Raw genomic sequence first — 25,791 nt, forward strand, 5'->3', positions numbered from 1 at the left:
CCGAAAGCCGTCGCGCGTCAGGTTCAGCATCCATACTGAGCCAGCTCGTCAGATCGAGCCATTCCAAAACCGGCGATCAACATAAAAAAATGTTTTCAGTCTCTCCGGTCGGGGAGAATATAATTCCTATGCCGTGGCATGGCAGGTATCCGGCCGATCTCTCCATCGAGATCCGCCAGAGAGACCGAAGACATGTTTGGGAAGCAACGGATTTTTGCCGCCGCACCCTTTGACGGTCGGACAGACTGTGATTGATAGGCGCCGAGACCACACCGGCGAGGCGCGAGCTCTTTCACGCCCCGACATTCCCGCCCGAGGATTCGATCCGATGTCGACCACCCGTCGAACCGTGCTCGCGGGCCTCGCCGCCTCGGCCGCCTTGAGCCGCCCCGTCCGGGCCGCCGCACCGCTGCGCATCGGGTACCAGCGCTCCTCGACGCTGATCGCCCTGCTGCGCCAGGACGGCAGCCTGGAACAGGCCCTGTCGGCGCAGGGCGTCGGCCTGTCCTGGCACGAATTCACCAGCGGCCTGCCGATCATGGAAGCGCTCAACGCCGGCTCGATCGACGTCTCGGCCGACGTCGCCGACACGGTGCCGGTCTTCGCGCAGGCGGCCGGCGCGCGCATCACCTACCTCGCGCAGGAGGCGGCTTCGCCCGAAGCCCAAGGAATCCTGGTACCGAAGGATTCGGGCCTCCGCTCCGTGGCCGACCTCAAGGGCAAGCGGATCGCGGTCACCAAGGGGGCGGGCAACCACTTCCTGGTCCTCGCCGCACTCAAGGAGGCCGGCCTGTCCTTCCGCAGCATCGTGCCGGCGTACCTGAGCCCGGCCGACGGGCGGGCCGCGCTGGAGAGCGGGGGCGTCGAGGCCTGGGCCGCCTGGGACCCGTTCCTGACCGCGGCGCACAAGCAGGCCGGCGCGCGGGTCCTGCGCGACGGGGCCGGGCTGTCGCTCTACAAGCGCTACTACCTCGCCGCCGACGCTTACGCGGCGGCGAACGGGCCGGTGCTCGGCCTCCTGTTCGGCAAGCTGGCGCAGACCGGGGCCTGGGTGAAGGCGAACCCGGCCGAGGCCGCCGCGCGCCTCGCCGCGCTCTGGAAGCTCGATCCCGAGATCGTCCTGGCGGCGAACGCCCATCGCAGCTATCGGGTCGAGCCCGTCACCCGGGACGGGCTCTCCGAGCAGCAGACGATCGCCGACGCGTTCCGCGCCGAGGGGCTGCTGCCGCGCGCCGTCGACACCGCCGCCCTCGAGATCTGGGCACCTCCTGTGCGCTGACCGGTCCGAAAACTCTGAGGCGGATCGAGGAACTGGTCCTGCTTCGGGCGGTGCCTCGGCGATGCAGGATGCCCAGTGATCGGAGACGATGCCCGGGTCTTCCCTGTTGCGCGGATATATTTCCGCCCCACGGGCGCCGCAGTTCCAGACCCGCTTGCGGAACACTTGCGGAACGCTTACCATGTTCGCGATTTGTTTCCGGAGCGCGCCAGCGCGGGGATGAGAGTGTCACATGCTCACGCGTAAGCAGTTGGACCTGCTCCGCTTCATTCAGCAGAGAATGCGCGAGACGGGCGTCCCCCCGTCCTTCGACGAGATGAAGGACGCCCTCGATCTCAAATCGAAATCGGGCATCCACCGGCTGATCACGGCGCTGGAGGAGCGCGGCTTCCTGCGCCGTCTGCCGAACCGGGCCCGGGCGATCGAGGTGATCCGCATCCCCGACGCGGTGACCGGGCCCGTGGCGGCCGCGCCCGTGCCGACCGCCGAGGTCGTGCGGTTCAACCCCAGCGTGGTCGAGGGCGGGCGCGCCCACGAGCCGAAGCGGCCCGCCGGCATCCCCGCGATGACGATGGCGTCGGACGAGAGCGGCCAGTCGGTCAGCGTGCCGGTGATGGGCCGGATCGCCGCCGGTACGCCGATCTCGGCGATCCAGAGCCAGAGCCGCTCGGTGGCGATGTCGCCGGACTTCCTCGCCAGCGGCGAGCACTACGCGCTCGAGGTGCGCGGCGACTCGATGATCGAGGCCGGCATCCTCGACGGCGACCTCGTGGTGATCCGTCGCCAGGAGACCGCCAATACCGGCGACATCATCGTGGCGCTGATCGACGACGAGGAGGCGACCCTCAAGCGCCTGCGCCGCCGCGGCTCCTCGATCGCGCTGGAAGCCGCCAACCCGGCCTACGAGACCCGGGTGCTCGGGCCGGACCGGGTGCGGATCCAGGGCCGGCTGGTGAGCCTCGTCCGCAAGTATTGAAGGACAGGACGGGGCGGACCGGATGCCGGCCCGCCCCGTCCTCCTTCAGAATCCTCGTGAGCCGCCCGCGCCCTCAGGCGGTCCGGCTGAAGACCCGCGACGCCGTCGGGAAGCCGGCGGCGGCCTGCTCGTCGAGGCCGAGATTGGCGGCGAGCAGGTGGCGCGGCGCCTGGGCGAGCCAGCCCGCCAGCGACGTCTCGCTGTAGACCCCGCTGTCGTGCACGCCGACGATCTCGGCCGTCCCGGTCCCGATATTCTCGACGGAATGCCCGCAGGCCCGCGGGATGTAGGCGCAGTCGCCCGGGCCCAGCTCCGCCACGGCCAGGCGCTTGTCCGGCCCGAACAGGGTCACGCGGGTGCGCCCCCGCAGGACGTAGTGCCACTCGTTCGCGCCCGGATGCCAGTGCGGGGTGTGGATCGCGCCGGGCGCGAGCCGCACGAGGAGACCCGTCATCCCCGCCGAGACCGGGAAGGCGCTCGCGGGCGCCACCCGCATCGTGCTGCCGGCGGCATCCACGATCGTGTCGCTCCCCGCCAGCCCGTAGCGATGCGACCGCGACGGCGCGAGCGGCCGCTCGGCCCGCGCGGCCGGGGCGTCGAGGGGCAGGACGGGGCCCTGCATGATGTAGGTCTCGCCCGGGGGCAGGGCTGCCAGCGTCGCCTCCGGCACGCCGAGGGCGTGGCCGAGGATCGCCGGATCGAGGCGGCTCATCCAGTCGGAGAGCCCGAAGGTGCCGTGCTCGCCGTAGAGGCCGTCGTCGAAGGCGAGGATCGCGTGGCACGGCTCGGTCCCGAGGGACTGGATCGCGTGGGCGTGGCCGCCGGGAAAGTACCAGGTGTCCCCGGGCGCGAAGTTGACGACCTCCATCTCGCCGGCGGCGTCGATCACCGTCGCCTGGCAATGCCCGGCGACGATGTAGCCCCACTCGGCGGAGGTGTGCCAATGCATCTCGCGCACGCCGCCCGGGTTGAGGAACAGGTGCGCGCCGGCGATCCCGGTGGCGATGGGGAGCTGGCGGGTCGTGACGTCGCGGGCCCAGCCGCCCGAGGTCGCCTTGATCGGCCCGGCGTCGAGCGAGATGGTGAAGGCCGGCGCCGCCCCCGCCTTGTGGGGAATCGTGCGCAGGAAGGTGCCGGCCGGGGCGACGTCGGCGCCGGCGGCGTGACCGTCATCGGCCGCGGCGAAGGCGCCGCCGACGGCGAAGCTGCTGCCCGCGGCCAGGGCTCCGAGGAAGACGCGGCGGCTGGTCTGGTCCATGAAGCCCTCTCGACGAAAGGGCGCGATGTCGCGACGAGTCCCGCTCGACCGAGGCGCCCAATCGCATGATCAGCGTTCCGGATCGACTGGGCGTCCTCCGTTTGGGGGACACTCAACCGGTGATTCGACTTCCGGGCGATGATTTTCGGAAGTCGATCGGCCCGCCGGCGGTCGTCACGACTTCCATCCCCTCAATGTGCGCTGCCCGTCGCCACGAACTTGAACAGGAACACGCCCGCGATCACCCACACCACCGGCTTCACGTCGCGGAAGCGGCCGGTGAGCAGCTTGATCACCGCGTAGGTGATGAAGCCGAAGGCGACGCCATTGGCGATCGAGTAGGTGAAGGGCATGAGCAGCGCGGTGACGCAGGCCGGCAGTACTTCGGTCAGGTCGTCCCAGTCGAGATCGACCAGCTCGTGCAGCATCAGGCAGGCGACGTAGAACAGGGCCGGCGCCGTGGCGTAGGTCGGGACCGAGCCGGCGAGCGGCGCGAAGAACAGGCAGGCGAGGAACAGCACCGCCACCGTCGCGGCGGTGAGCCCGGTGCGCCCGCCTTCCTCGACGCCGGACGCGCTCTCGAGATACGCCGTGGTGCTCGACGTGCCGAGCAGCGAGCCGACGAAGATCGAGGACGAATCCGCCATCAAGGCCTTGTCGAGGCGCTCCATCTTGCCCTCCGTGAGGAGGCCCGCCCGGTTGGCGACGCCCATCAGGGTGCCGGTGGCATCGAACAGCTCGACCAGGAAGAACACCAGGATCACGTTGAGCAACCCGCCCGACAGCGCGCCCTTGATGTCGAGGGCGAACAGGGTCGGGGCGATCGAGGGCGGCAGCGAGGCGATGCCCTGGAAGGTGTTGTCGGCGACGACGAAGCTCAACGCCGTGACCGTCAGGATGCCGGCCAGCAGCGCACCCCGCACCTTGCGCACCGAGAGCACCGCGACGATCAGGAAACCCAGCACCGCCAGCACCGTGCTCGGCTTGTGCAGGTCGCCGAGGGTGACGAAGGTCGCCGGGCTCGCCGCCACCACGCCCGCGCTCTTGAGCGCGATGATCGCCAGGAAGAGCCCGATGCCAACCGTGATGGCGATCCGCATCGAGCGCGGGATGCCCTCGACGATGATCCGGCGCAGGCCCGTCAGCGTGACGACCATGAAGAGCAGGCCGGAGATGAACACCGCCCCGAGCGCCGCCTGCCAGGTGTACCCCATCTGGAGCACCACCACGTAGGCGAAGTAGGCGTTGAGCCCCATGCCGGGGGCGAGCGCGATCGGGTAGTTGGCGTAGAACGCCATCACCAGCGAGCCGATCGCTGCGACGAGGCAGGTGGCGACGAACACCGCCCCTTTGGGCATCCCGGCATCGCCGAGGATGTTGGGGTTGACGAAGACGATGTAGGCCATCGTCAGGAAGGTGGTCAGCCCGGCGAGCAGCTCCGTGCGCACAGTGGTGCCGTGGGCCGAGAGCGCGAAGGTGCGCTCCAGGAACCCTCCGTGAGAGGGACCGGTCGGTCGGGTCAGCCGGTCGTCGCGCTTCAGGTCCATCTCGCCTCCTTGCCGCTCTGGGTCGCGTCGCTGATCTGTCGGTAGATCCGGTCGGGCGCGAAGGGCGTCGCGGTCAGCCGCGCGCCGGTCGCGTCCCGGATGGCGTTGGCGAGCGCCGCCGCCACGGGGTTGAACGGGCTCTCGCTCATCGACTTGGCGCCGAGCGGCCCGACCGTGTCATGGGTGTCGGCGAAGATCACCTCGGTGCGCGGCACGTCGGCGATGGCCGGGACGTGGTAGGTGCGCAACGACGGGGTCGCGACCCGGCCCTCCTCGTCGATCCGCAGGTCCTCGTAGAGCGCCGCGCCGAGCGCCTGGGCGACGCCGCCCTCGATCTGGCCGCGGCACTGCACCGGGTTCATCACCCGTCCCGCATCCGCCGCGTGGACGCTCCGCAGGATGCGCACCTCGCCCGTCCCCGGATGCACCGCTACCTGGAAGCCCTGGACGTTGAACGCCACCGAGCGCGGCGAGCCGTCGGCGTGCCCGAGAGCCTCCGCGGGGCCGAGCTCGGCGAGCGGCACCCGCGCCTCGCCCGAGACGGCGAAGGCGCCGTCGAGCCGGCAGGCGGCGGGATCGACCCCGAGGCGGGCGGCGGCGCGCTCGCGCAGGGTCGCGGCCAGGCCTTCGGCGGCGCGCAGGGTCGCCTGGCCGGCCACCACGATGCCGGTGCTGCCATAGGCGCCGGTATCGTGCCCGACGGCGTCGGTGTCGCCCTGGCGCAGGGCGATCCGGTCGGGCGTGGTGCCCAACGCTTCCGCGGCGATCTGGCCGTGCACCGTCGAGGTGCCGTTGCCGAACTCGACCGTGCCGACGCGCAGGGCGTAGTGCCCGTCCGCGTCGAGGGCGATGCGGCTTTGCGCGAAATGACCGCGGGGCGGGATCGTGTCGATCATCGCGAGCGCCATGCCGGATCCCGTGCGCCAGCCCGGCGGCGCGGGGGGAGGGGGCGTGGACAGGGCCTCGGCGACCCGGTCGAGGCATTGGTCGAGGCCGTAGCTGCCGTACCGGACGTCGTGCGGCTCCAGGCTCGTCGAGACCATCGGGTCGCCGGGGCGGATCACGTTGCGCCGCCGCAGCTCGACCGGATCGAGGCCGAGCGCCCGGGCGAGCTCGTCCATGGCGGATTCGACCGCGAAGATGGTCTGGCTCAACCCGTAGCCCCGGAACGCGCCGGCCGGCAGGGTGTGGGTGTGGACGGCGGTGCCGTCGACCCGCTTGTTGGCGCAAGCGTAGACCGCGATCACCTCGTTGCAGCCGTGATGCAGCACGCCGCCGGCATGGTTGCCGTAGGCGCCGGTATTCGACAGCACGTCGAGGGCGATCGCCGTCAGGGTACCGTCGCGGCGGGCCCCGAGGCGCACCCGCACCCGCATCGGGTGGCGGGTGGTGGTGGCGGTGAACTGCTCGGCGCGGGTCAGCTCCCAGCGCACCGGCCGGCCGGTCGCCATGACGGCGAGCGCCACCAAGTCCTCGGTCAGCATCTCCTGCTTGCCCCCGAAGCCGCCGCCGACCCGGCCGCACTCGACCCGGACCTTTTCGCGCGGGAGATCGAACAGGGCGCACAGCGCGTCGCGGGTGAGGAACGGCACCTGGGTGCTGGAGCGGATGACGAGGCGCCCAATCGGATCGCGCCAGCCGATCGCCGCGTGGGTCTCGAGATGCGCGTGCTGGACCCGCTGCGACCAGTAGGTGCCCTCGTGCACCACCTCCGCCGCGGCGAGGCCGGCCGCGACGTCGCCGACCTCGCCATGGGCCTCGGCGGCGAGGTTGGGATGGGGGTGCAGCGGGGGCGCGTCCTCGCCGGTCGGGCGCGCGCCGTGGACGAGGGCTGCGTCGGGGTCGAGGGCGCGCTCGGGATCGAGGCAGGCCGGCAGCACCGCGTAGTCGACGCGCAGGGCCCGGCAGCCGGCCTCCGCCGCCGCCTCGCTCTCGGCGATCACCGCCGCGACGCGCTGGCCGACGAAGCGCAGCACCGGATCGAGCACCCGCGTGTCGCTGGCGTCGTCGCCGGGGTTCTGGTGCCGGGCGGTGGAGAACAGCCGATCCGGCGCGTCGGCGTGGGTGAGCACCCGCACCACCCCGGGGAGTGCCAGGGCGGCGCTCGCGTCGATGCGCAGGATACGGGCATGGGCGTGGGGCGAGCGCAGCACCTTCAGGTGCAGGGCGCCGGGCACGTCGAGGTCGAGGGTGTAGCGCGCCCGGCCGCTCACCAGGGCGGCGCTGGCCGGGGCCGGCGCGCTGTGCCCGCATCCCGGCGGAGCAACACCGTCGATCCCCGCGATCCCGGGCGAGATCGCCGCGATCGCGTCGGCGATCGACCGGTAGCCGGTGCAGCGGCAGAGGTTGCCCTTCAGCGCCGCCGGCAGGTCCCGCCGCTGGCCCTGGTCGAGGGCGGCCGCCGTCATCACCATCCCGGAGGTGCAGAAGCCGCACTGGAACGCTTGCGCGGCGACGAAGGCCGCCTGCACCGGGTGCAGCGCGTCGGGCACGCCGCCCTCCGGCGCGCAGGGGCCGGCGAGCCCCTCGACTGTCGTGATGCTCCGCTCCGCCGCCCGGAAGGCCGGCACCAGGCAGGAATGGAGCGGCTCGCCGTCGACATGCACCGTGCAGGCGCCGCAATCGCCGGCGTCGCAGCCCTTCTTGACCCCGAACCAGCCGAGCTCGCGCAGCAGGGTGCGCAGGCATTGCCCGGGGCGGGGATCCGCCTCGTGCACCGTTCCGTTGACCGTCAGCCGCATGCGCCGCCCCCCATGAGCTCGGCCCGGGCCTCCTCGGCGAGGAGCCCGGTGACGTGGCGGCGCCAGTCCGGCGCCCCGTGGACGTCGTCGTACCAGAGGCCGTCGGGGATCGCGGCCTGAAGCGCCGCCGCCAGCGCCCCGGCCTCCGGCAGGGCGGGGAGGTCGATCCGCACCGGGCGCCGGGTCGCGGCCGTCACCGTGAGGGCGAAGGCGCCGGCAGGGTCGAGCGTGGCGATGGCGAGCGCGCCGGAGCGGCCGTTGGGACTGAGGGAGAGGCGCCGGAAAGCGGCGCGCCGCCGCAAGGCCGCCGCGGGCAAGACAATCTCCCGCAGGATCTCGCCGGGCCGGAGCGCCGTCTCCTGCGGCCCGCGCACCAGGTCACGGACCGGCAGGGTCCGCTCGCCGCCCTCCGGCGTCCAGATCAGACTGAGCCCGTCGAGGGCGACCGCGAGGGCGATCATCGGCCCGGCGGGAAGCGCGAGGCAGAGGTTGCCGCCGACGGTCGCGGCGTTCCAGACCTTGAACGAGCCGAGCAGCGCCCGGCAGCAGAGCCCGACCAGGGGCGCGGCGGTGAAGGCGGCCGGCAGCGCGATCCGGTCGAGGGCCGCGATGGTGCAGGTCGCGGCGATCCGCAGGTCCGCCTCGCCCACCGTGAAGGGCTCCCAGCCGAGGGAGGGCAGGTCGACGAGCCGGCTCAATCCCTCCTGCGGCTCGGAGAAGAGCCAGGTTCCGCCGGCGAGCCAGGCATCGCCCGGCCGCCAGGGCGGCAGGCCGGACCGGGCGCGGGGCGCCACAACCTCCGTGATGCTGTTGAGGTCCATGAGCCGTCTCGCGCGCCTCCCGCCTGCGCCCCCCGGACGGGGCCGCGACTACCCTAAGGCAAGATCGCGTCCAAGGGGCAGGGGCCCGGCCGGCGTCCCGGCCAGCGTCCCGGAAAATGTCGCGGGCGGACCGGGGCCGGCCGCGCCGCCTCGTCCCGGGCCACGGCGCGAAGCAAGCCGGCGAACCGGACCCCTGTTGAGATTTTAAGAATTTATTAGCAATTTGATTGACTTTGGCAAGTCGTTAACCCACTTATCGCGCATCTCGGGACGATGAACAGGTCGCCGACATGTCGAAGCTAGAAAAGTTGACTTATGGCTTTACGTTGAGGAGAGATACGGGGACGAAAGACATGCAATCGGTTTCTCGCAGCGGTGCGGATTTCATCACGTCCGAGGCGCCGCGGATCGACTTGGCGTCGACGCGAAAGACGATCCGTCCCGGCGGGAAACGGGCGTCTCAATTCAATCCTGGGTTGATAATAAAGTCGTTCAACACCTGGGCTTTCAAGCGCGAACAGCCCGGCAATCCCGAGCGGCTGGTGCCGGCGGTCACGGCCGCGGTCGCGGCCGGGCGCCCGCTCGACTTCGTGCTGTATTGGGGCAAGGGCCCGCGCGCCGAGATCGCCGCGCCCGATCTCGCCTGCCTCGACTATCTCGGCCAGATGGCCGAGCGGGTGCGCCAGGCCTACGCGCCGGGAGCGGTGTTCCGGCTGATCTTCACCGACACCCACGCGGCCCTGAACGGGCACCCGGCCGCGGCGGCGGATGCCTATTTCGGCGCCATCGATGCCGCCGCGCAGGCCCGCGGCTTCGCCAGCGCCCGGCTCAGCGACGTCGTCGCCTTCGCCCGCGAGATCGGGGCGGACACGCCCGAGGAGGAGCCCTCCGGCGAGATCCTGGCGAGCCTGATCGCCTGCGCGGCCAAGTGGTACCGTGGCGAGGGCTCCACCGAGCAGGGCGCCCTCGACTATTACCGCATGAACATGGTCGAGAAGACCGCCATGGCGGCGGCCTTCCCGGAGGCGGTGTTCGTCACCTTCAACGGCAGCGAGTTCCGCGACCTGTTCCCGGCCACCATGCCGATCTTCTACATGTACTCCCTGCGCCGCGGCGTCGGCGTGAAGCCCTGGTTCATGAGCGCCCAGGCGGAGGCCGTCCCCGCCGCCCCGCCGCCGGCCGCCTGAATCCCGCCGCGAGGGCGGCGCCCGAGCGTCCCGCGCCGCCCCACGTCGTCGAATCGTGCCGCACCGGCGGGCGGGTGCCCGCCCTCGCCGGATGAGTCGTCTTGCGCCGGAGATCCCCCATGCACAGCGCCCCGCGCGCCCCGGCCCCCGATCGGGCGCCGGCGCAGGCCGCCCGCCCCGCCGACAACGTTCCCCTCGGCATCGCGCTGATGATCGGCGCGACGGTGCTGCTGACGCTGTCGAACGCCTTGTCCAAGCACCTCGTCGCCCATTACCCGGTCGGCGAGGTGATGTTCCTGCGCTCAGGCCTCGCCTTCGGGCTGGTCTGCGCCTTCCTGCTGCCGGCGACGGGGCTCGGGGTGTTCCGCACCAGGCGGCCCGGGGCCCACGTCGCCCGCGGGCTGTCGCAGGCGGTCTCCCAGACGCTGACGGTGCTGGCGCTCGGGCTGATGCCGCTCGCCGGCGTCACGGCGATCGGCTTCTCGGCCCCGCTCTTCGCCGCCGTGGTGGCGATCCTCTGGCACAAGGAGGCGTCGGACCCGGTGCGCTGGGGCGTGCTGATCGTCGGCTTCCTCGGCGTGCTGGTGGTGACCAATCCGGGCGCCGATTCGCTGCAGGTCGGGGCGCTGTTCGCGCTGGGCAACGCCGTGATGTACGGCACCGTCACGGTGGCGGTGCGGGGCATGGCCAAGACCGAGGGGGCCGGCACGCTGCTGATCTGGCAGATGGCCGTGATGGCGGCGGCGCACGCGATGCTGCTGGTCTTCGGCTTCCGCTGGCCGAGCGGTCCCGACGCCGTCCTGTTTGCGCTGCTCGGCGCCTCCAATGTCGGCGCGCAGTATCTCTGGACCCGGGCGCTCGCCTCGGCCCCGGCGACCGCGGTGTCGCCGTTCTACTACCTGATGCTGGTCTGGGGCATGGGCCTCGGCTACCTCGCCTTCGGCGAGGTCCCGACCCCGCACCTCGTCGTCGGCGGCGCGATCGTGGTGGCGGCCGGTGCGCTCCTCCTCTGGCACGAGACCTGGACGCGCCGGCGCGCCAGCGCCCCCCCGCGGCTCGCCCGCCCGGCGGTGGTCCGGCTGCACCGGCCCGCGGTGCTCGGTTTGTCGAGGGATTTTGTGGCGTGAGGGGGTGGGAGGTCCCTTCCACGCCAACGCCGCGGGTTTCTCGGGGCGGATGTGCAGCTCCGATCTATCCTGAGAGCCCCTGTTGGACTTGCCCGACCGGGTTCTACCGCCCTCCGCGTCATTCCGGGGCCGCGCAAGCGGAGCCCGGAATCCAGAACCGCGGATGCTGGAGAATCGAGCGGAACGTTCGGAGCCGTGATCGGCAACACCTGAGTTTCCGGATTCCGGGCTCCGCTTGCGCGGCCCCGGAATGACCCGGAGGGTTTCAGGATCGTCGAGCGAGTCGAACGGGCTCCCGAGTCCTCCGCCAGCCACCCATCACGCCGCCAACGTCTTCGCCTTCTGGTGCTCGGCGCTCCAGCGCGCGATCAGCGCCTGCGCCTCCCCGGCCGGCACCGGGCGGCTGAACAGGTAGCCCTGGACCTCGTCGCAGCCGAGGAGTGCCAGGACGCGCTGCTGGTCGGGCGTCTCGATGCCCTCGGCGGTGGTGCGCATGCCGAGCACCCGGGCGATGTCGATGACCGCGCGGACGATCGCGGCGTTCTGCGCACCCGTGCCGAGCCCGGTGACGAAGCTGCGGTCGACCTTGATGCGGTCGAACGGGAAGCTCCTCAGGTAGTTCAGCGAGGAGTAGCCGGTGCCGAAATCGTCCATCGCCACGTGCAGGCCGAGCGCCTTGAGGTCGCGCAGGATCGCGAGCGTGCCCTCGCCGCTGTCGAGCAGCATCTGCTCGGTGATCTCGAGCTCGAGGCGGTGGGCCGGCAGGCCGGTCCGCTCCAGCACCCCGCGCACCGTCCCGACGAGGTCGGGGCCGGTGAACTGCACCGGCGACAGGTTCACGGCGATCTTCAGCCGCTCGGGCCAGGTCGCGGCCTGGCGGCAGGCCTCGGTGAGGGACCACTCGCCGATGGCGTGGATTAGGCCGCATTCCTCGGCGATCGAGATGAACAGGGCGGGCGGCACGTTGCCCCGCACCGGGTGGCGCCAGCGCGCCAGCGCCTCGAACCCGGCGATCTCGCCGGTCTTGAGCACGACCGAGGGCTGGTAGTGCAGCTCCAGTTCGCCGCGCTCGATCGCCCGGCGCAGGTCGCTCTCGAGCTGGCGGCGCTCCTCCAGCCCCTCGCTCATCTGCCGGTCGTAGAACCGGACCGTGCCGCGCTTACCCGCCTTGACGGCGTAGAGCGCGAGGTCGGCGGCGATCAGGATGTCGTCGGCGGAGGCACCGTCCTGCGGCCCGACCGCGATGCCGATGCTGACGCTGCAGCGGATCTGGTGGCTGCCGATCTCGAACGGCGCCAGGACCGCCGCGGCGATCGCCTGCGCCGTCGCCTCGAGCGCCGCCCGGTCGCCGGCGCGGGGCACGAGCAGCGCGAACTCGTCGCCGCCGAGCCGCGCCAGCATCTGGTCGGGGGCGAGGGTGGCGGCGAGCCGGTCGCCCACCGCCTGCAGCAGGTGGTCGCCGACCTTGTGGCCGAGGGTGTCGTTGACGAGCTTGAAGCGGTCGAGGTCGAGGAACATCACCGCGTAAGCGGCGCCGGGCGCCGCCCGCGCGGCCTCGGCCCGCGCCTCGAGGGAGGCGCGGAACACCCGGCGGTTCGGCAGGTCGGTCAGGGGATCGAGGGAGGCGAGGCGCACGACCCGGGCCTCGGCCTCGGAGCGCTTGGCCTCGATGCGCAGGAGCTTCTCCACCGCGATCCCGACGAGGAGCGTCAGCACGGCCGCCATCAGCGCGTCGGTCCGCAGGGTGGCGCGGGCGTCCTTGAAGATCTCGTCCTCCGGCACGCTGACGCTCACCCACAGGGGCTGCTCGCGCACCTTGCGGATCGTCACGAGCCGGTTCTCGACCCCGTCGGGCATCTCGACGGTGAAGGTGCCGGACCGGCCCGAGCGGATCTTCCGGTAGGTCTCCGTGCGGGTGAGGTCGGCGCCGACCCCGAAGCCGCCGCCGACGCCGCCGCTCGACCGCACCACCCCGTCGCTGCCGATGAGCGAGATCGAGGCCGGGGTGCCGAGGTCGATCTTGTCGTAGAACTGGGTCAGGTGGCTCGGGTTGAGCGAGGCCACGACCACGCCGCCGAAGCGTCCGTCCGGCCCGAGGAAGCGGCGGCTAAACTGGACCGAGACCCGGCCGCTCGCCCGCCCGATCACCGGGCGGCTGATGTAGAGCACGTCGTCGGCGCTCTCGACGTGAATCCGGAAGTGGTCGCGGTCGCTGAGGTCGGTGGCCGGCGGCGGCTGCGGCCCGGCATTGGTCGCCCGCATCACCCCGTCCGGCCCGATGATCGCCACCTGCACGATGATCTCGCTCAGGAGGTCGGTCGTGTTGACGATCGTGCCGTAATCCTCCCGGCCGGCGCGGTTCTCGATGCTGCGGCGCATGTAGAGCAGGGACTTGTCGATCTCGCCGATCGAGCGCAGCACGTTCTCCTCGAACACCATCGCGAAGTTGTGCGTCGTGCGCTCGGATTCCTGCACCGCGTCCCGGACGTCGCCCCGGTGCTTGACCGCGACGCCGATCCACAGCAGCGCCACCACGACCAGGCCGAGGATCACGGGCCCGCGGCGCTCCGCCAGGAATCGGGGAAATTGCTTGAGGTGCAGGGTCATCCCGGCTCGTCCAGCGGCTTCGGTCGCCGCATTATGCAATGCGAAAGTTATCGGTATCTGAATCCGACCGTACCATTCCGACGATTTCGCCTGCTGACACAGTGTAATAGCTTGGGAATTTGGGGCCTCGACTGGCGATTTTCTTGGAATTTTCGACGTTTTGTTGCTTGTATAGCCTGGTCGAGATCGTGCTGTGAGCGCCTGCCGGCGGATCACCGCACGACAAACCAGCGGACGCTCACCGCCGATGCAAGTCGATGCAGGGTAATGCAACCGAAGGTAGCGAAAACTTCAGTTGCGTCATCGGCGTCGCGGGTCGAGTCCGCGCGTTCGAAGCGTGTGACAACTGGGAGTCGAGTCGACGACGTAGTCGATCGGGCGCGTTTCGATCAATGGGCCCGCTCCAATCGCCGTGCCCGCCGCTGCCTCGGCCGCCGACGTCCTGCCAGCGTCTTCCCGGCCGCCATGGCGAGTTGAGGCAGCGTATTCGAAACGTCTGTGGCGGAGCCGGCAATGGAGCACGGTCCGTATTCCGGTCTCCGGCCGGGCTGATCCGGCCGATGCCCGATCCCGATGCCGTCGGAATCGATGGGGTTCGACGGGTTTTGCGCTCGGCTCCGATGCGGCCGGGCGGGACGAGCTGTCGGGCTCAGGCGCGGCGCAGGCGGCGCCAGCCGAGGACTGTGCCCGAGGCCGCGATCACCAGCCCGAGGGCGCTGAACGCGACGATGACCGTCAGCCGCGCCGCCGGGTGCTGCGACAGGGGCCCGGCATCGAGGGTGTGCAGGGCATCGAACAGCCAGCGATTGGCCCGCCCGCTGCGGTCGGTCCGCCCGAGGATCGCCCCGGTCGCCGGATCGATGTGGAACCAGGTCGCCGCCGGGTCGTCGAAGGCGAGGCGCAAGACCGGCAGGGGCGGGGCGCCGTGGCGGTCGTACCAGTAGGCGTCCGGCGCCGTGAGGCGGGTCACCGCGCCGGGCCTCGCCCCCGGCAGCATCGCGCCGGCCGCCGCCACGATCGTCGCGGGCGCCAGCGCCGTGCCGCAGCACGGGGCCGCACCATTGGGACCGGTGGCGACGACGACGGGCCGGCCGCCGATCCACGCGGCATCGAGCGCGACGCTGCCGGCGGGCGCCCGGACGAGGTCGTCGAGGCCGAGGGGGAAGACCGGCGCCGCCTGTCCCGCATAGGCCGCCCGCATGGCGGCGTCGGGCGTCCGCGGTCCGAACCAGCCGCGCGGGTTCATCGACAGCCAGCCGCTGACGAGGAAGGTGACGACGACGAGGCCGCCCGCCACCCCCGCGAGATGGTGCCAGGCCGCCCAGCCCCGGTAGGGGGTGAGCCGGCCGCGCATCAGCCGGACGAAGCCGAGGGCGTAGCCGCTCAAGGCCCCAGCGAGCGTGATCCCGGAGAGCCACAGCACCACGTCCTGCCACAGGCCTGCCCGGGCGCGCAGCGGCGTGAGGTAGACCCAGTGGATGATCGCGCCGGCCCAGTTCCACACCCGCTCGGTCCGGGTGGTGTCGAGGGCGAGCTCACCCGTGGCGACCGACAGGTAGAGCTCGGTCCCGGCCGCGTCGCCGAGCGCCACGCGCCGGAACGGCCGCAGGGGATCGTAGCGCGCCGTCACGGTCCACTGGTCGCGGGTGACGGGGCCGAGATCGGCGACGCGACGGGCGAGGGGATGGGCCGCGGCGAGGGCCGCGGCGCTCTCCGCCGTCAGGAGCGGGAACGGTGCGCCGGTCGCGGCCGAGAGCACCCGGCGCCGGCCGTCTCGCTGGGTGATCCAGTAGGCGGGCTCGGGCCCCCGCATCGCCAGGGTGAGGGTATCGGGGAAGGCGGGCGCGCCCAATTGAGCCAGCGCTTCCTGCGGCGTCAGCCGCACGGCGTCGAGGCGGAGCGGGCCGGATGCCGCGATCCGCTCGGCCTGCGTGAGGACGGGGAACCCGACGGCCAGCATCACCAGCCCGGAGGAGAACCAGGTGACGACGAAGAGCCCGGTCGCGATGCCGAGCCAGCGGTGGCCGAGATGCAGCCACCGCTTCAGGCGCTTGCGCAAACCCCGCATCAGAAGGTGACGTGGTAGGCGAGCTCGACCGAGCGCGGCCGGCCGAGCAGCCAGGAATTGCTGTTGCCCGAGATCGCGTAGAGCTGGTCGGTCAGGTTGTAGCCGCGCAGCGACAGGCGCGAGGTCGGCGTCACCTGCCAGTCCAGGCTGGCGTTCACGAGCGTGTAGGCCGGCCGCCTGACCGTGTTGCCGAAGTCGCTGAACACCGGCCCGACATCGTTGACCCCGAGGCGTGCCACCCAGCCCGGCGCGAAGGCGTAGGAGAGCCAGACATTGGTGACCCGTTGCGGCACGTCGACCGGCACCTTGCCGGCGAACGACACCAGGCCGGCGTCGGTATTCTGCGAGAAGGTGTCGTAGCGGGCCCGCAGCAGGGCGGTGTTGGCCTCGATGCGCCACTGCTCCGACAGCTGGTAGGCGAAGGCGACCTCGATCCCGCGGGAGGATTGGCTTCCGACCGCCGCGACCTCCGTCGGCCGGCCGGGAATCGGGCTCAGCAGGTTGTCCTTGCGGATGTGGTAGGCCGCGAAGGTCCACTCGCCGCGCCCCCCGTCGAACAGGCCCTTGGCGCCGGCCTCGACCTGTTCCCCGGTGGCGAGCTGGAACTGCGCCTGCGGCACGCTGGTGGTGATCAGGCTGCCGAGCGGATCGGCGGCGGTGGCGTATTGCGCGTAGAGGGCGAGGTCGGGCGTCGGGGTGTAGATCGCCGCGACGCGGGTGCTCACCGAGTCGAAGGTCTTCTCGAAGGCGGTCCCTGCCAGCGGCCGGCTCACCGCGACCGTCGGCGCGTCGTAGCGCAGGCCCGTCACCAGGGCGAAGTGCGGCGTCAGCTCCAGCCGGTTCTCGGCGAAGACCGAGGCCTGGCGGGTGCGCGAGACGATGTCGGTGCGGGTGCCGGCGAGGTTGATGAAGCGCCCTTGCGCGAAATTGAACGGATCGACGACGCTCTCGCCTCCGAACGGCGAATTGCTGTCGCGCCGGAAATCGATGTGGTTGACGTCGAAGCCGATCACCGTCGCACTCTTAAAGCCGAACAGGCTGCCGCGGAAGGTCGCGTCGAGGCGGTTGCCGATCTGCTCCTCGTGGTGGCGGATCTCGATGTAGTCGCTGCGGCCGATCAGGCCGGTCGCCGGCTGGTAGGTGTATTGCTCGACGTCGCGCCAGTGCCGCTCGGTGGAGAGACGATAGGCGGTATTGCGCACCGTGATGTCGGGGCTGGGATTCCACTCGGTGCGCAACTGCGTCCAGTTGTCGAACCAGGCGATCTGCGAATCCTGGATGTTGTAGTTGGTGAAGCGCAGGCGATCGGGCACCCGCGTGCCGACGAGGGGCGAGCCCCAGTAGCGCGTCGGCTCGTTGTAGCCGAGGTCGTGCGAGAGGGTGACGCTCAGGTCGGGGGCCGCCCGCCAGGTCACCGCCGCCGAGAGGGCGAGATTGCGGAAGTCGCCGTCGGGCTTGACCCAGCCGTCGGCCCGGTTGCCGCTGAGGTTGAGCCGGTAGGCCAGGTCCTCGCCGACCGGACCGCCGGTATCGAGAGCGAGGCGCGCGACGCCGTCGGAGCCGATCGCCGCCCGCGCCTCGCCGACGGGGACGAAGGTCGGCTTCTTCGGCACCACGTTGATGATGCCGCCGATCGCGCCCTCGCCGTAGAGCACCGAGGCCGGGCCGCGCAAAACCTCGATCCGCTCCGCCGACCAGGTGTCGAACGGGAAGGTGACGGTGCCGACCCCGACATAGAGCCGCGTGCCGTCGTAGAGCTGCTGCACCGAGCTCGGCCCGACGAAGCCCCGGGCGGCGAAGGAGTGGTTGCCGTTGCCGGGCGAGGCGACGCTGGTGATGCCGACGGCGTTCTGGGTCACCGCCTCCTCGAGCGTATTCTGGCCCCGGGCCCGGACGGTCTCGCCGCTGATGATGTCGAGGCTCGCCGGGGTCTCGAGCGGGGTGAGGCCGAGGCGGGAGCCTGAGCGCGACGGCGTCGCGAGGTTGAGGCCGGGGGCGGCCTCCTCCCGGGAGCGGGCGCCCGCGACCTCGATGCGGTCGAGGGCGAGATCCTCCGCGGCGCCGGGGGCGGCGGCCAGCAGCGGGGCGGCGAGGGTGGCGGCGAAGGTCGTCGAGCGGCGGGCGCGATGCGCGTGCATGATGGTGTCCGGGGCGGGCTTCCGCTCCGTCCGTAGCTGGTCTCGCCGCATATGTAACGTTATAAAGTTACATATCTTCCGATCCGGACGACGCCCAGGCGGCGTCGCACGCAACCTGTCGGCGGGCTGGGGGAGGGCGGGACCGGGCATGGCGGGACGGCGCAGGGCTGTGGCACGTCACCGCGAACGACAGCGGGACGGGGGCATGGCGCCCTCGCCTCGACACCCATCAGGACACCCCGCCCGACGTGCTCGCGTGTGACCACGGCTGACGGCAGGTCTCCTGGCTCACGGGTCAGCGCCTGCCATCGTCTTCCCAGGGACCTTTTTGGGGGTCCCCAGTGACATGAGTGATGGAAGGCTCGCCGCTCACAGTTGCGGGGGCAGCCGCGGCTTCGGGCAAGCCCTCACCGCGTTCCCTTTTGATCCCCGGAGGGAACCGTCGACGGTAAGCTTAGCCGTTCGGATACGAAGGAGCAATGGTGGTAAGGCACGCGTCCACGATGCCGGATGCGCCTTTTCGCTACCGTCCCCGGAAACCCGTCACCGCGCCAGTTCGAACGAGACGACGAGACGCCCGCCGAGAGCCGCCGTCGCTTCCTCGAGCTGCGCGATCTTCGTCCCGTAATCCGGATCGAGGATGCGCCGCACCTCGACCTCGTTCCGGCCGAGTCGCTCGGCCAGCGCAACCTTGCTCAGGCCGCTCCTGCGCCACGCGACATAGACCGACGCCTTCGCGGCCAGATGGGCCGGCAGGGAGACGGCATGCCTTTCGGACGGGCGCGGCCCATCGGGGGGCACCAGGTCCATCCCATCCTTGATGCGACCGCGCACGGCGCAGACGAGCGCCTGCTGCATCTCGCGAAGGGCGTCGGCTTCGGTCGGGCCACCGGCGATCGCCTCCGGCATCGAGGAGCAATACGCCTCGACTTCGTCGCCTTCCCGGCGCAGTTCGACGGGGTAGGTCCATCCCGTGGGCATCATCGTCACCGTTGTTTCACGTATCGGCGAATGCGAACGACGAGGGCCGCCTACAGCGCGGCCGGATCCACGTCGAGTTGATCCAGAATGCGCTTGACGCGGTGCGGGGTAAGCTCACCGCTCTGGATTGTCGTGACCCGCCCGCCCAGCCGCAATCTGTAGTGGCTTCCCTTGCCGGCATCCGTGTCGAGGGCGAAATCCAGGCCTTCCTTCTTGGCGTAGCGACGCAGCAATCGGATCAAGGCGTCCCGCTTCACCCAGCGCCTCCGCATCAATGCGACCAGCTTCGCGCGAAAACGTTCGAACGGCAAGGGCAGACGAGAATGATCGATGGAGGGCAGGGACGTCGCCGGTGCGAGCGGAATTCGTTCGGCCCGCGCCTGCCGAGCTGGGTGGAGGAACCCCCGCTTTCTCAACCACGCCGCGCGATCCCGCATCGACGCCGTCCCGCACCCCTGACATACAGGACCCCGAACCGGCCCGCCCGGGCCGTGCATAAAATCTGACAAAAAGCTCCCTGGGAGGTCCCCCGATGTCGTTCCGCTCAACGGCCGCCGGTGCCGCCGGCCTCGCCCTGTCGCTGGCCCTGAATGCCCCCGCCCTCGCGCAGGACGCCAAGGCGCCGATCAGGATCGGCGTGCTCAGCGACATGAGCGGGCCCTTCGCCGACCAGGCGGGCACCGGCTCGGTCACGGCCGCGCAGCTCGCCGTCGAGGATTTCGCCAAGGAGGCCGGCGAGCTGAAGGTCGAGGTCGTCTCGGCCGACCACCAGAACAAGCCCGATATCGGGCTCGCCACCGCCCGGCGCTGGCTCGACCAGGAGGGCGTCTCGACCATCGTCGACCTGCCGAACTCGGCGGTCGCGCTGGCGGTGTCCAACCTGATGCGCGAGCGCCACCGGGTGGCTCTGGCATCTAGCGCGCTCACCTCCGACCTCACCGGCAAGGCCTGCGCGCCGACCACCGTGCAGTGGGTCTCGGATACCTGGGCGCAGGGCTCGGCCACCGCCCGGGCCATCGCCGGGCGCGGCCTCAAGTCCTGGTACTTCGTCACCGTCGATTACGCGCTCGGCCACGCGTTGGAGCGCGACGCCACCGTGGCGCTGAAGGCCGCGGGCGGCACCGTGAAGGGGTCGAGCAAGCACCCGCTCAATGCCGGCGACTTCGCCTCGCCGCTGCTCTCGGCGCAGGGGTCGGGCGCGCAGGTGCTGGCGCTCGCCGATACGGGGGCCGACATGATCAACGCCGTCAAGCAGGCGGCGGAGTTCGGCGTGATGCCCGAGATGCGGCTTGCCGCGCTGTTCGTGCAGCTCTCCGACACCCACGCCCTCGGCCTCAAGGCGGCGCAGGGGCTGCAGCTCGCCAGCGCCTTCTACTGGGACCGCACCGACGGCACCCGCGCCTTCGCCAAGCGCTTCGGCGAGCGGATGAACGGCCGCATGCCGACCGAGAACCATGCCGGCGTCTATTCCTCGACGCTCGCCTACCTGCGGGCGGTGCGCGACACCGGCACCATCGAGGGCGAGAAGGTCGTGGCGGCCCTGCGCGAGAAGCCGATCAACGATCCGCTCTTCGGCACCGTCACGGTGCGCCAGGACGGCCGCGCGGTCCACGACCTGTTCCTGTACGAGGTGAAGGCTCCGGCCGACAGCAAGGGCCCGTACGACTACTACAAGCTCCTCGACACCGTGCCGGGCGACCAGGCATTCCGGCCGATGGCCGACGGCGGCTGCCCGCTGGTGAAGTAACGTGCGGGAGCCCATCCGGCTCGACATCGGCGGGGCCCGACCCAGATCAGGGGCTCACCCCTGTCAGACCCCGCCGAGAGTGATCCCATGTCCGACGCCGTCCTGACCCTCAACGACGGGAAGCGCATCCCCCAGCTCGGCTTCGGGGTGTGGCGGCTCTCCGACGAGGAGGCCCCGGCGGTCGTCGGCACCGCGCTGGAGGCCGGGTACCGCCTGATCGACACCGCGGCGATGTACGGCAACGAGGCCGGCATCGGCCGTGCCGTCGCCGCCTCCGGCCTGAAGCGGGAGGAGCTCTTCGTCGCCACCAAGGTCTGGAACGACCGCCACGGCTACGACGAGACCCTGCGGGCCTGCGAGGAATCCCTGAGCCGCCTCACCCTCGACTACGTCGACCTCTACCTCGTCCACTGGCCGGTGCCGCAGCGCGGCCAATACGTCGACACCTGGCGCGCCCTGATGCGCCTGCGCGAGGACGGCCGCGCCCGCTCGATCGGCGTCTGCAACTTCACGGTCGAGCACCTGAAGCGCGTGATCGATGCCACCGGCTCGACCCCCTCGGTCAACCAGGTCGAGCTGCATCCGCGCTTCCAGCAGCAGGCCCTGCGGGCCTTCCACCAGGAGGCCGGCATCGTCACCGAGGCCTGGGCGCCGCTCGGCCGCGGCGGCCTGCTGGACGACCCGGCGATCCGGGCCATCGCCGAGAAGCACGGCCGCAGCCCGGCCCAGGTCGTCCTGCGCTGGCACCTGGACGGCGGCACCGTCGCGATCCCGAAATCCGCCACGCCCGCCCGCATCCGCGAGAACCGGGAGCTCGACGGCTTCACCCTCGACGCCGAGGATCTCGCCCGCATCAACGCCCTCGACGATCCGGCCGGGCGGATGGGGCCGGATCCGGAGACGTTCGGGGCGTGAGCGCGGCTCGCGGGGCGTGAGCCCCGCTTGATCGCCGGAGCCGGACGGGCCTAGGTTTCAAGCGTCTTTCCTGTTCGCGAGGCTTGTCCGTTGAGCGGCCGCACGCCCCCCGAGACCCGCGCCGCCTACCGGCGCTTCGTCCCGATCACCACCCGCTGGGCCGACAACGACGTCTACGGCCACGTCAACAACGTGGTCTATTACGCGTTCTTCGACACGGCGGTGAACAGCGTGCTGATCGCGGAGGGCGCCCTCGAGATTGCGAAGAGCCCGGTGATCGGCCTCGTGGTCGAGACCGGGTGCCGCTACTTCCGCTCGATGGCGTTTCCCGACCGGGTCACCGCCGGGATCCGGGTCGCGCATCGCGGCACGTCGAGCGTGCGCTACGAGGTCGGGCTGTTCCGCAACGACGACGAGGACGCGGCGGCGCAGGGCCACTTCGTCCACGTCTACGTCGACCGGGCGACGCAGCGCCCGGTGCCGCTGCCGGAGGAGTTGCGGCGGGTGCTGGAGCCGCTAGCCGTGGCCGCCCCGTGAGCGGCGAGACGGATCTCGCCCGTCTCCTCGCCGGGATGCGGCCGGAGCTGCGGCCCGGTACCTACGTCTTCGCCACCCTGGACGACGGCGCGCTGCCGGCGGGCCTCGTCCCCGTGATGAGCTTCCGCGAGGCGGAGGGCACGACCCTGATCCTCCCCGAGGCGGAGGCCGCGCGGGCCGGTCTCACGAGCGCCTTCCCCTGCCGCTGGATCACGCTGACGGTGCACTCCTCGCTCGCAGCCGTCGGCTTCCTCGCCGCCGTGACGGCGCGCCTCGCCGAACGGGGGATCGCCGTCAACGCCGTCTCGGCCTTCCACCACGACCACCTGTTCGTGCCGGCGGCGCGGGCGGAGGAGGCGATGGGGGTGCTGCGGACGCTCGCCGGTTACGCCGCATCCGGATCCCCGGTCGCGGAACGTCCATAGGCTGGCCTCCACCTCCCGCGAAGGGACCTTTCGCCCCTTACGGCTTGTTGCACCCTGCGCCGCCGCTCAAGCTGCCGGCATCGCTACAGGAGGACCTGCACCATGCCGCCGCGCATCCCGCTCAGTCCCGGGGGGCCGGGCCCGCTCGGGCTCGTCGCCCTCGCCCTGGCGATCCTGGCCGCCGGCCTCCTCCTCGAAGGCCACCCGGTCGACGCCTCGGTCTCGCCGCACGTCGCGCCGGTCGAGGCGCCGGCCCGCCCGCTGCCGAGCCCGGAGACGATGCTCCGCGACCTGGCCGACCGCGACTGACGCACGACGACGCATTCCGTGACCGACCTCCTCGCCGGCAGCGCCGGCCCGCTCGGCTGGGCGGTGATCCTCGCCACCTTCCTCCTCGCCGGCTTCGTCAAGGGCGTGATCGGGCTCGGCCTGCCGACGGTGGCGGTCGGGCTGCTCGCCACGGTGATGAGTCCGGCCCAGGCCGCGGCGCTCCTGATCGTGCCGTCCTTCGTCACCAATGTCTGGCAGCTCCTCGCCGGGCCGCGTTTCGGCCCTCTGCTGCGGCGGCTGTGGCCGATGATGGCGGCGGTCGCATTCGGCACGGTGGCGAGCGCCGGGCTGATCGCCGGCAGCCGGGGGCCGGGCCCGGCGAGCGCGCTCGGCGTCGCGCTGGTGGCCTACGCGGCGACCGGGCTCGCCGGCTTGTCCTTCCGGGTGCCGGCTCGCGCCGAGCCGTGGCTGTCGCCGGTCGTCGGGCTCGTGACCGGCCTCGTCACCGGGGCGACCGGGGTCTTCGTGCTTCCCGCGGTGCCCTACCTCCAGGCGCTCCAGCTCGACCGGGACGGGCTGATCCAGGCCCTCGGTCTGTCCTTCACGGTCTCGACCGTGGCGCTGGCCGCCGGCCTCGCGCGGGAGGGCGCGCTGCCGCTCGCCGCCGGGGCCGCCTCCCTCGCCACCCTGGCGCCGGCGCTGCTGGGCATGGCGGCCGGGCAGTGGCTGCGCGGCCGGGTCTCGGCGCCGACCTTCCGGCGCGCCTTCCTGATCGGCCTGCTGCTGCTCGGCACCCACCTGGCCCTGCGGCCGTGGCTGTGACGGACGCTACTCGTCCTCGTCGTCGATGGGACGCAGGATCTGCATCCGCCGGCCCATCGGATCCTCGATGGTGGTGCGGCGCATGACCAGGAAGCCGCCGTCCTGGGCGCGGCGGATCCGGTCGGCGCGGGCATCGACCAGGAGGTCGACGTCGCGGTAGCCCGCCATCTCCGGCGGCAGCGGGCGGGCGACCCGCACCGGCCGCGGCTCCGGCCGGACGGCGGCCCGGCGCGGCGGCTCGACGACCGGGCGCCGAACGGGGCGCGCCGCGACGCGCTCGCGCCGCTCGTGCGCGCGCCGTGCGATGACCGGGCGCTCGGCCTTGCGCGGCCGCGCGGCCATCCGCGCCGGCTTCGGGGCCGGTCGCGCGGGTGTCGCGGCAGCGGGTTCGACGGCCGGGGAGACGGGCGTCTTCGCCTCCGTCACGGCCGGGGCCTCGGCCGGCCGCGAGGGTGGATCGCTCCACGGGCGCGGGGCGGCGGAGTCCTGCGCCCGCGCCGGCGGCGCGCACAGGATGCCGAGCAACAGGGCGAGGCCGACCGAGCGGCGCATTCCGTCACGCATGATCGCACCTCCGGATCGGCAGGCGCGGCCTGCCCGGCTCCTCGGTCGTCGCGGCCCAGACGCTGGGCCGCGCGACGGTCGTCGCAACCTGACCGTGTTAAGGAAGGTAGTCGCGCGCGGGACGGGCGTCCACGCGTCCGGTTTAAGAATCCACTGCGCTGTCTCATCCCGGCGCGATCCCCATCGGGACGGCCTGCGCCACCGCATCGCACGGCGATGCTGGAACTTCGTTAACCGTTCCGCGTTCCCGCGCCGCTCCCTCGCACGTGTCCGTCGGGCCCGCCCCTTGCCACCGCGACGGTACAACCTCTCCGGAACCGGGAACGATGATCCAGTTCGACACGAAGGCGTTCGCGATGGAACGGGCCGCAACCTTCGCCGCATCATACGAGGCCAGATTGCGACGGGCCGCGATGATGGTCACCCTGGCGGTCGGCGTCCCGCTGGTGCTCGCCTGGTTCGGCCTGATCGGCTGGGGCGTGCTCTGGCTCGCCCGGAGCGCGCTCGACCTGTCGGTGAGCGCCCTGGCGCTCTGAGACCCGCGGGACGGCGCGGCAGGACGGCCTCGGAAACAACCCGGGGCGGCGCGGCCCGCGGGTTGCGGGGGCGCCGGGGCAGTGCCAGGAACAGGCATCCGTTCACTGCCCGGAGTGCCCGCCATGCTGTCCATCGACCTCAATTCGGACCTCGGCGAGGGTTTCGGCGATTACCGCTGCGGCGACGACGCGGCGATGCTGGAGGTCGTGACCTCGGCCAACGTCGCCTGCGGCCTGCATGCGGGCGATCCCGAGATCATGGCCCGTACCTTCGCCATCGCGCGGGACCGCGGCGTCGCGGTCGGCGCCCATCCGGGCTACCCGGACCGGTGGGGCTTCGGCCGCCGGGTCCTGCCCTTCACCCCCGGCGAGGTCGAGCGGCTCGTCGCCTACCAGGTCGGCGCCGCCGCGGGCCTCGCGGCCTATGCCGGCCACCGCCTCACCTACGTCAAGGCGCACGGGGCGCTCGCCAACCTCGCGGCGGTGGAGCGGGAGATGGCCGACGCCATCGCGCGCGGGGTCAAGGCCGTCGATCCGTCGCTGTCGCTGCTCGCCATCGCGCTCACCGCCCAGGTCGCGGCGGGCGAGGCGCAGGGCCTCGACGTGCACCAGGAGATCTTCGCCGATCGCGGCTACACCGAGGCCGGCTTCCTGATCCCCCGCAACCAGCCCGGCGCGATGATCACCGACGAGAACGAGGCCGCCGAGCGCGTTCTCGCCATGGTGCAGGAGGGGGCGATCATCGCGGCGAGCGGCAAGCGCCTGCCGACGCCGGTCCGCTCGGTCTGCGTCCACGGCGATTCCGCCCACGCGGTCGCGCTCGCCCGCGCCGTGCGCGCCCGCCTCGAAGGCGCCGGCGTAAGGCTCGCCCCGTTCCGGGCGTGAGCCGGTCGGCGGGGTGGAGGACGGGGCTGGGGCGCATGCGCCGGCGGGGCGGTCTCGGACTGTGCCTAGGATAGTGAGGCGCGGGGCTTCTCCTCTCCCCGCCCGCGGCAGGGCTGTCCGGGGAAGTTATGCGGCGCAGGCATATTGCCTTCTCCGCTTGGGCGAGGAGTGTCTCGCCTTGGGTCTTGGATCGAGCAAGGTCCGGACCTCGGCCCATGTCTGCGGCTCGAACAAGCCCTGCCGCAGGAGATCGACCAGACGCAGGATCGGCACCCGTGGGCAGTGGCGGCGCAGGGCGAGGCGCAGCAGCGCGAAGGTGATCATCGCCGCCACCAGTTGCAGGCGCACCGCCTCCACACT

Annotated in this window: 22 protein-coding genes, 1 pseudogene and 1 riboswitch; of the genes and pseudogenes, 12 read left to right on the forward strand and 11 right to left on the reverse strand. The window is 71.7% G+C overall.

All coding sequences use genetic code 11. The features are described 5' to 3' along the window. The first annotated feature begins 328 nt into the window (after window positions 1-328). Together BM430_RS30815 and lexA are read left to right on the forward strand one after the other, a co-directional pair. Window positions 329-1,279 (forward strand): aliphatic sulfonate ABC transporter substrate-binding protein, encoded by a 951-nt coding sequence (locus BM430_RS30815; RefSeq protein ID WP_093571028.1) that lies wholly within the window; start codon window positions 329-331, stop codon window positions 1,277-1,279. A 232-nt stretch (window positions 1,280-1,511) separates the two neighbouring features. After that, window positions 1,512-2,255, forward strand: a complete 744-nt coding sequence (lexA, locus tag BM430_RS30820; protein ID WP_093571029.1) for a transcriptional repressor LexA — start codon at window positions 1,512-1,514, stop codon at window positions 2,253-2,255. A gap of 73 nt (window positions 2,256-2,328) precedes the next feature. Here lexA and BM430_RS30825 read toward each other — a convergent pair whose 3' ends face one another. From BM430_RS30825 to BM430_RS30840, 4 genes are all read right to left on the reverse strand, one after another. Continuing rightward, window positions 2,329-3,513 (reverse strand): cupin domain-containing protein, encoded by a 1,185-nt coding sequence (locus tag BM430_RS30825; protein ID WP_093571030.1) that lies wholly within the window; start codon window positions 3,511-3,513, stop codon window positions 2,329-2,331. A 191-nt stretch (window positions 3,514-3,704) separates the two neighbouring features. Beyond that, window positions 3,705-5,060 carry an NCS2 family permease gene (locus tag BM430_RS30830; RefSeq protein WP_093571031.1) on the reverse strand — a complete coding sequence of 452 codons (1,356 nt, stop codon included), beginning with the start codon at window positions 5,058-5,060 and terminating at the stop codon, window positions 3,705-3,707. Continuing rightward, complete coding sequence (locus BM430_RS30835) at window positions 5,051-7,801, reverse strand: molybdopterin-dependent oxidoreductase (protein ID WP_093571032.1); 2,751 nt, start codon at window positions 7,799-7,801, stop codon at window positions 5,051-5,053. Before BM430_RS30835 ends, BM430_RS30830 begins: the two co-directional genes overlap by 10 nt. Beyond that, a complete protein-coding gene (locus tag BM430_RS30840) occupies window positions 7,792-8,622 on the reverse strand; it encodes an FAD binding domain-containing protein (protein WP_093571033.1) in 831 nt (276 codons plus the stop codon). The genes BM430_RS30835 and BM430_RS30840 overlap by 10 nt, the downstream gene beginning before the upstream one ends. 542 nt (window positions 8,623-9,164) lie before the next feature. Here BM430_RS30840 and BM430_RS30845 point away from each other — a divergent pair. Next, window positions 9,165-9,809, forward strand: a complete 645-nt coding sequence (locus BM430_RS30845; RefSeq protein ID WP_093571034.1) for a hypothetical protein — start codon at window positions 9,165-9,167, stop codon at window positions 9,807-9,809. Window positions 9,810-9,928: 119 nt separating this feature from the next. Beyond that, window positions 9,929-10,936 (forward strand): DMT family transporter, encoded by a 1,008-nt coding sequence (locus BM430_RS30850; RefSeq protein ID WP_093571035.1) that lies wholly within the window; start codon window positions 9,929-9,931, stop codon window positions 10,934-10,936. A gap of 318 nt (window positions 10,937-11,254) precedes the next feature. Here BM430_RS30850 and BM430_RS30855 read toward each other — a convergent pair whose 3' ends face one another. The 5 genes from BM430_RS30855 to BM430_RS35735 form a co-directional block, all read right to left on the reverse strand. Then, window positions 11,255-13,543: a putative bifunctional diguanylate cyclase/phosphodiesterase gene (locus BM430_RS30855; protein ID WP_093571036.1), complete on the reverse strand. Its 2,289-nt coding sequence runs from the start codon at window positions 13,541-13,543 to the stop codon at window positions 11,255-11,257. 649 nt (window positions 13,544-14,192) lie between these two features. Further along, a complete protein-coding gene (locus BM430_RS30860) occupies window positions 14,193-15,611 on the reverse strand; it encodes a peptidase (protein WP_093571037.1) in 1,419 nt (472 codons plus the stop codon). Further along, on the reverse strand, window positions 15,611-17,749 hold the full coding sequence (locus tag BM430_RS30865; RefSeq protein WP_093571038.1) for a TonB-dependent receptor: 2,139 nt from the start codon (window positions 17,747-17,749) through the stop codon (window positions 15,611-15,613). Before BM430_RS30865 ends, BM430_RS30860 begins: the two co-directional genes overlap by 1 nt. Before the next feature lie 255 nt (window positions 17,750-18,004). After that, window positions 18,005-18,208, reverse strand: a riboswitch (cobalamin riboswitch). An 84-nt stretch (window positions 18,209-18,292) separates the two neighbouring features. Further along, window positions 18,293-18,739, reverse strand: a complete 447-nt coding sequence (locus tag BM430_RS30870; RefSeq protein ID WP_143132174.1) for a type II toxin-antitoxin system HicB family antitoxin — start codon at window positions 18,737-18,739, stop codon at window positions 18,293-18,295. Window positions 18,740-18,780: 41 nt separating this feature from the next. Further along, window positions 18,781-19,167 (reverse strand): hypothetical protein, encoded by a 387-nt coding sequence (locus BM430_RS35735; protein WP_348273102.1) that lies wholly within the window; start codon window positions 19,165-19,167, stop codon window positions 18,781-18,783. Between the two features lie 95 nt (window positions 19,168-19,262). Between BM430_RS35735 and BM430_RS30880 the strand changes: the two genes are divergently transcribed. From BM430_RS30880 to BM430_RS30905, 6 genes are all read left to right on the forward strand, one after another. Continuing rightward, the gene (locus BM430_RS30880; RefSeq protein WP_093571040.1) at window positions 19,263-20,477 is read left to right on the forward strand and encodes an ABC transporter substrate-binding protein; all 1,215 of its coding nucleotides are present in this window, start codon (window positions 19,263-19,265) and stop codon (window positions 20,475-20,477) included. Between the two features lie 87 nt (window positions 20,478-20,564). Then, window positions 20,565-21,392: an aldo/keto reductase gene (locus BM430_RS30885; protein ID WP_093571041.1), complete on the forward strand. Its 828-nt coding sequence runs from the start codon at window positions 20,565-20,567 to the stop codon at window positions 21,390-21,392. A 90-nt stretch (window positions 21,393-21,482) separates the two neighbouring features. Further along, window positions 21,483-21,929 carry an acyl-CoA thioesterase gene (locus BM430_RS30890; RefSeq protein WP_093571042.1) on the forward strand — a complete coding sequence of 149 codons (447 nt, stop codon included), beginning with the start codon at window positions 21,483-21,485 and terminating at the stop codon, window positions 21,927-21,929. Next, a complete protein-coding gene (locus tag BM430_RS30895) occupies window positions 21,926-22,354 on the forward strand; it encodes an ACT domain-containing protein (protein ID WP_093571043.1) in 429 nt (142 codons plus the stop codon). Before BM430_RS30890 ends, BM430_RS30895 begins: the two co-directional genes overlap by 4 nt. A 102-nt stretch (window positions 22,355-22,456) precedes the next feature. After that, the gene (locus BM430_RS30900; RefSeq protein WP_093571044.1) at window positions 22,457-22,663 is read left to right on the forward strand and encodes a hypothetical protein; all 207 of its coding nucleotides are present in this window, start codon (window positions 22,457-22,459) and stop codon (window positions 22,661-22,663) included. 18 nt (window positions 22,664-22,681) lie between these two features. Continuing rightward, the gene (locus BM430_RS30905) at window positions 22,682-23,446 is read left to right on the forward strand and encodes a sulfite exporter TauE/SafE family protein (RefSeq protein ID WP_177303224.1); all 765 of its coding nucleotides are present in this window, start codon (window positions 22,682-22,684) and stop codon (window positions 23,444-23,446) included. A gap of 6 nt (window positions 23,447-23,452) precedes the next feature. Here BM430_RS30905 and BM430_RS30910 read toward each other — a convergent pair whose 3' ends face one another. Next, on the reverse strand, window positions 23,453-24,010 hold the full coding sequence (locus BM430_RS30910) for a hypothetical protein (protein ID WP_143132175.1): 558 nt from the start codon (window positions 24,008-24,010) through the stop codon (window positions 23,453-23,455). 326 nt (window positions 24,011-24,336) lie between these two features. Here BM430_RS30910 and BM430_RS30915 point away from each other — a divergent pair, with 326 nt between their 5' ends. Together BM430_RS30915 and BM430_RS30920 are read left to right on the forward strand one after the other, a co-directional pair. Then, complete coding sequence (locus BM430_RS30915; protein ID WP_244539744.1) at window positions 24,337-24,546, forward strand: hypothetical protein; 210 nt, start codon at window positions 24,337-24,339, stop codon at window positions 24,544-24,546. A 123-nt stretch (window positions 24,547-24,669) separates the two neighbouring features. After that, on the forward strand, window positions 24,670-25,431 hold the full coding sequence (locus BM430_RS30920) for a 5-oxoprolinase subunit PxpA (protein ID WP_093571046.1): 762 nt from the start codon (window positions 24,670-24,672) through the stop codon (window positions 25,429-25,431). A 126-nt stretch (window positions 25,432-25,557) separates the two neighbouring features. Here the strand turns inward: BM430_RS30920 and BM430_RS34940 are convergent. Next, window positions 25,558-25,791, reverse strand: a pseudogene (locus BM430_RS34940) (hypothetical protein); the annotation flags it as partial.

The sequence above is a fragment of the Methylobacterium sp. 174MFSha1.1 genome (assembly GCF_900116815.1).
Lineage (GTDB): Bacteria > Pseudomonadota > Alphaproteobacteria > Rhizobiales > Beijerinckiaceae > Methylobacterium.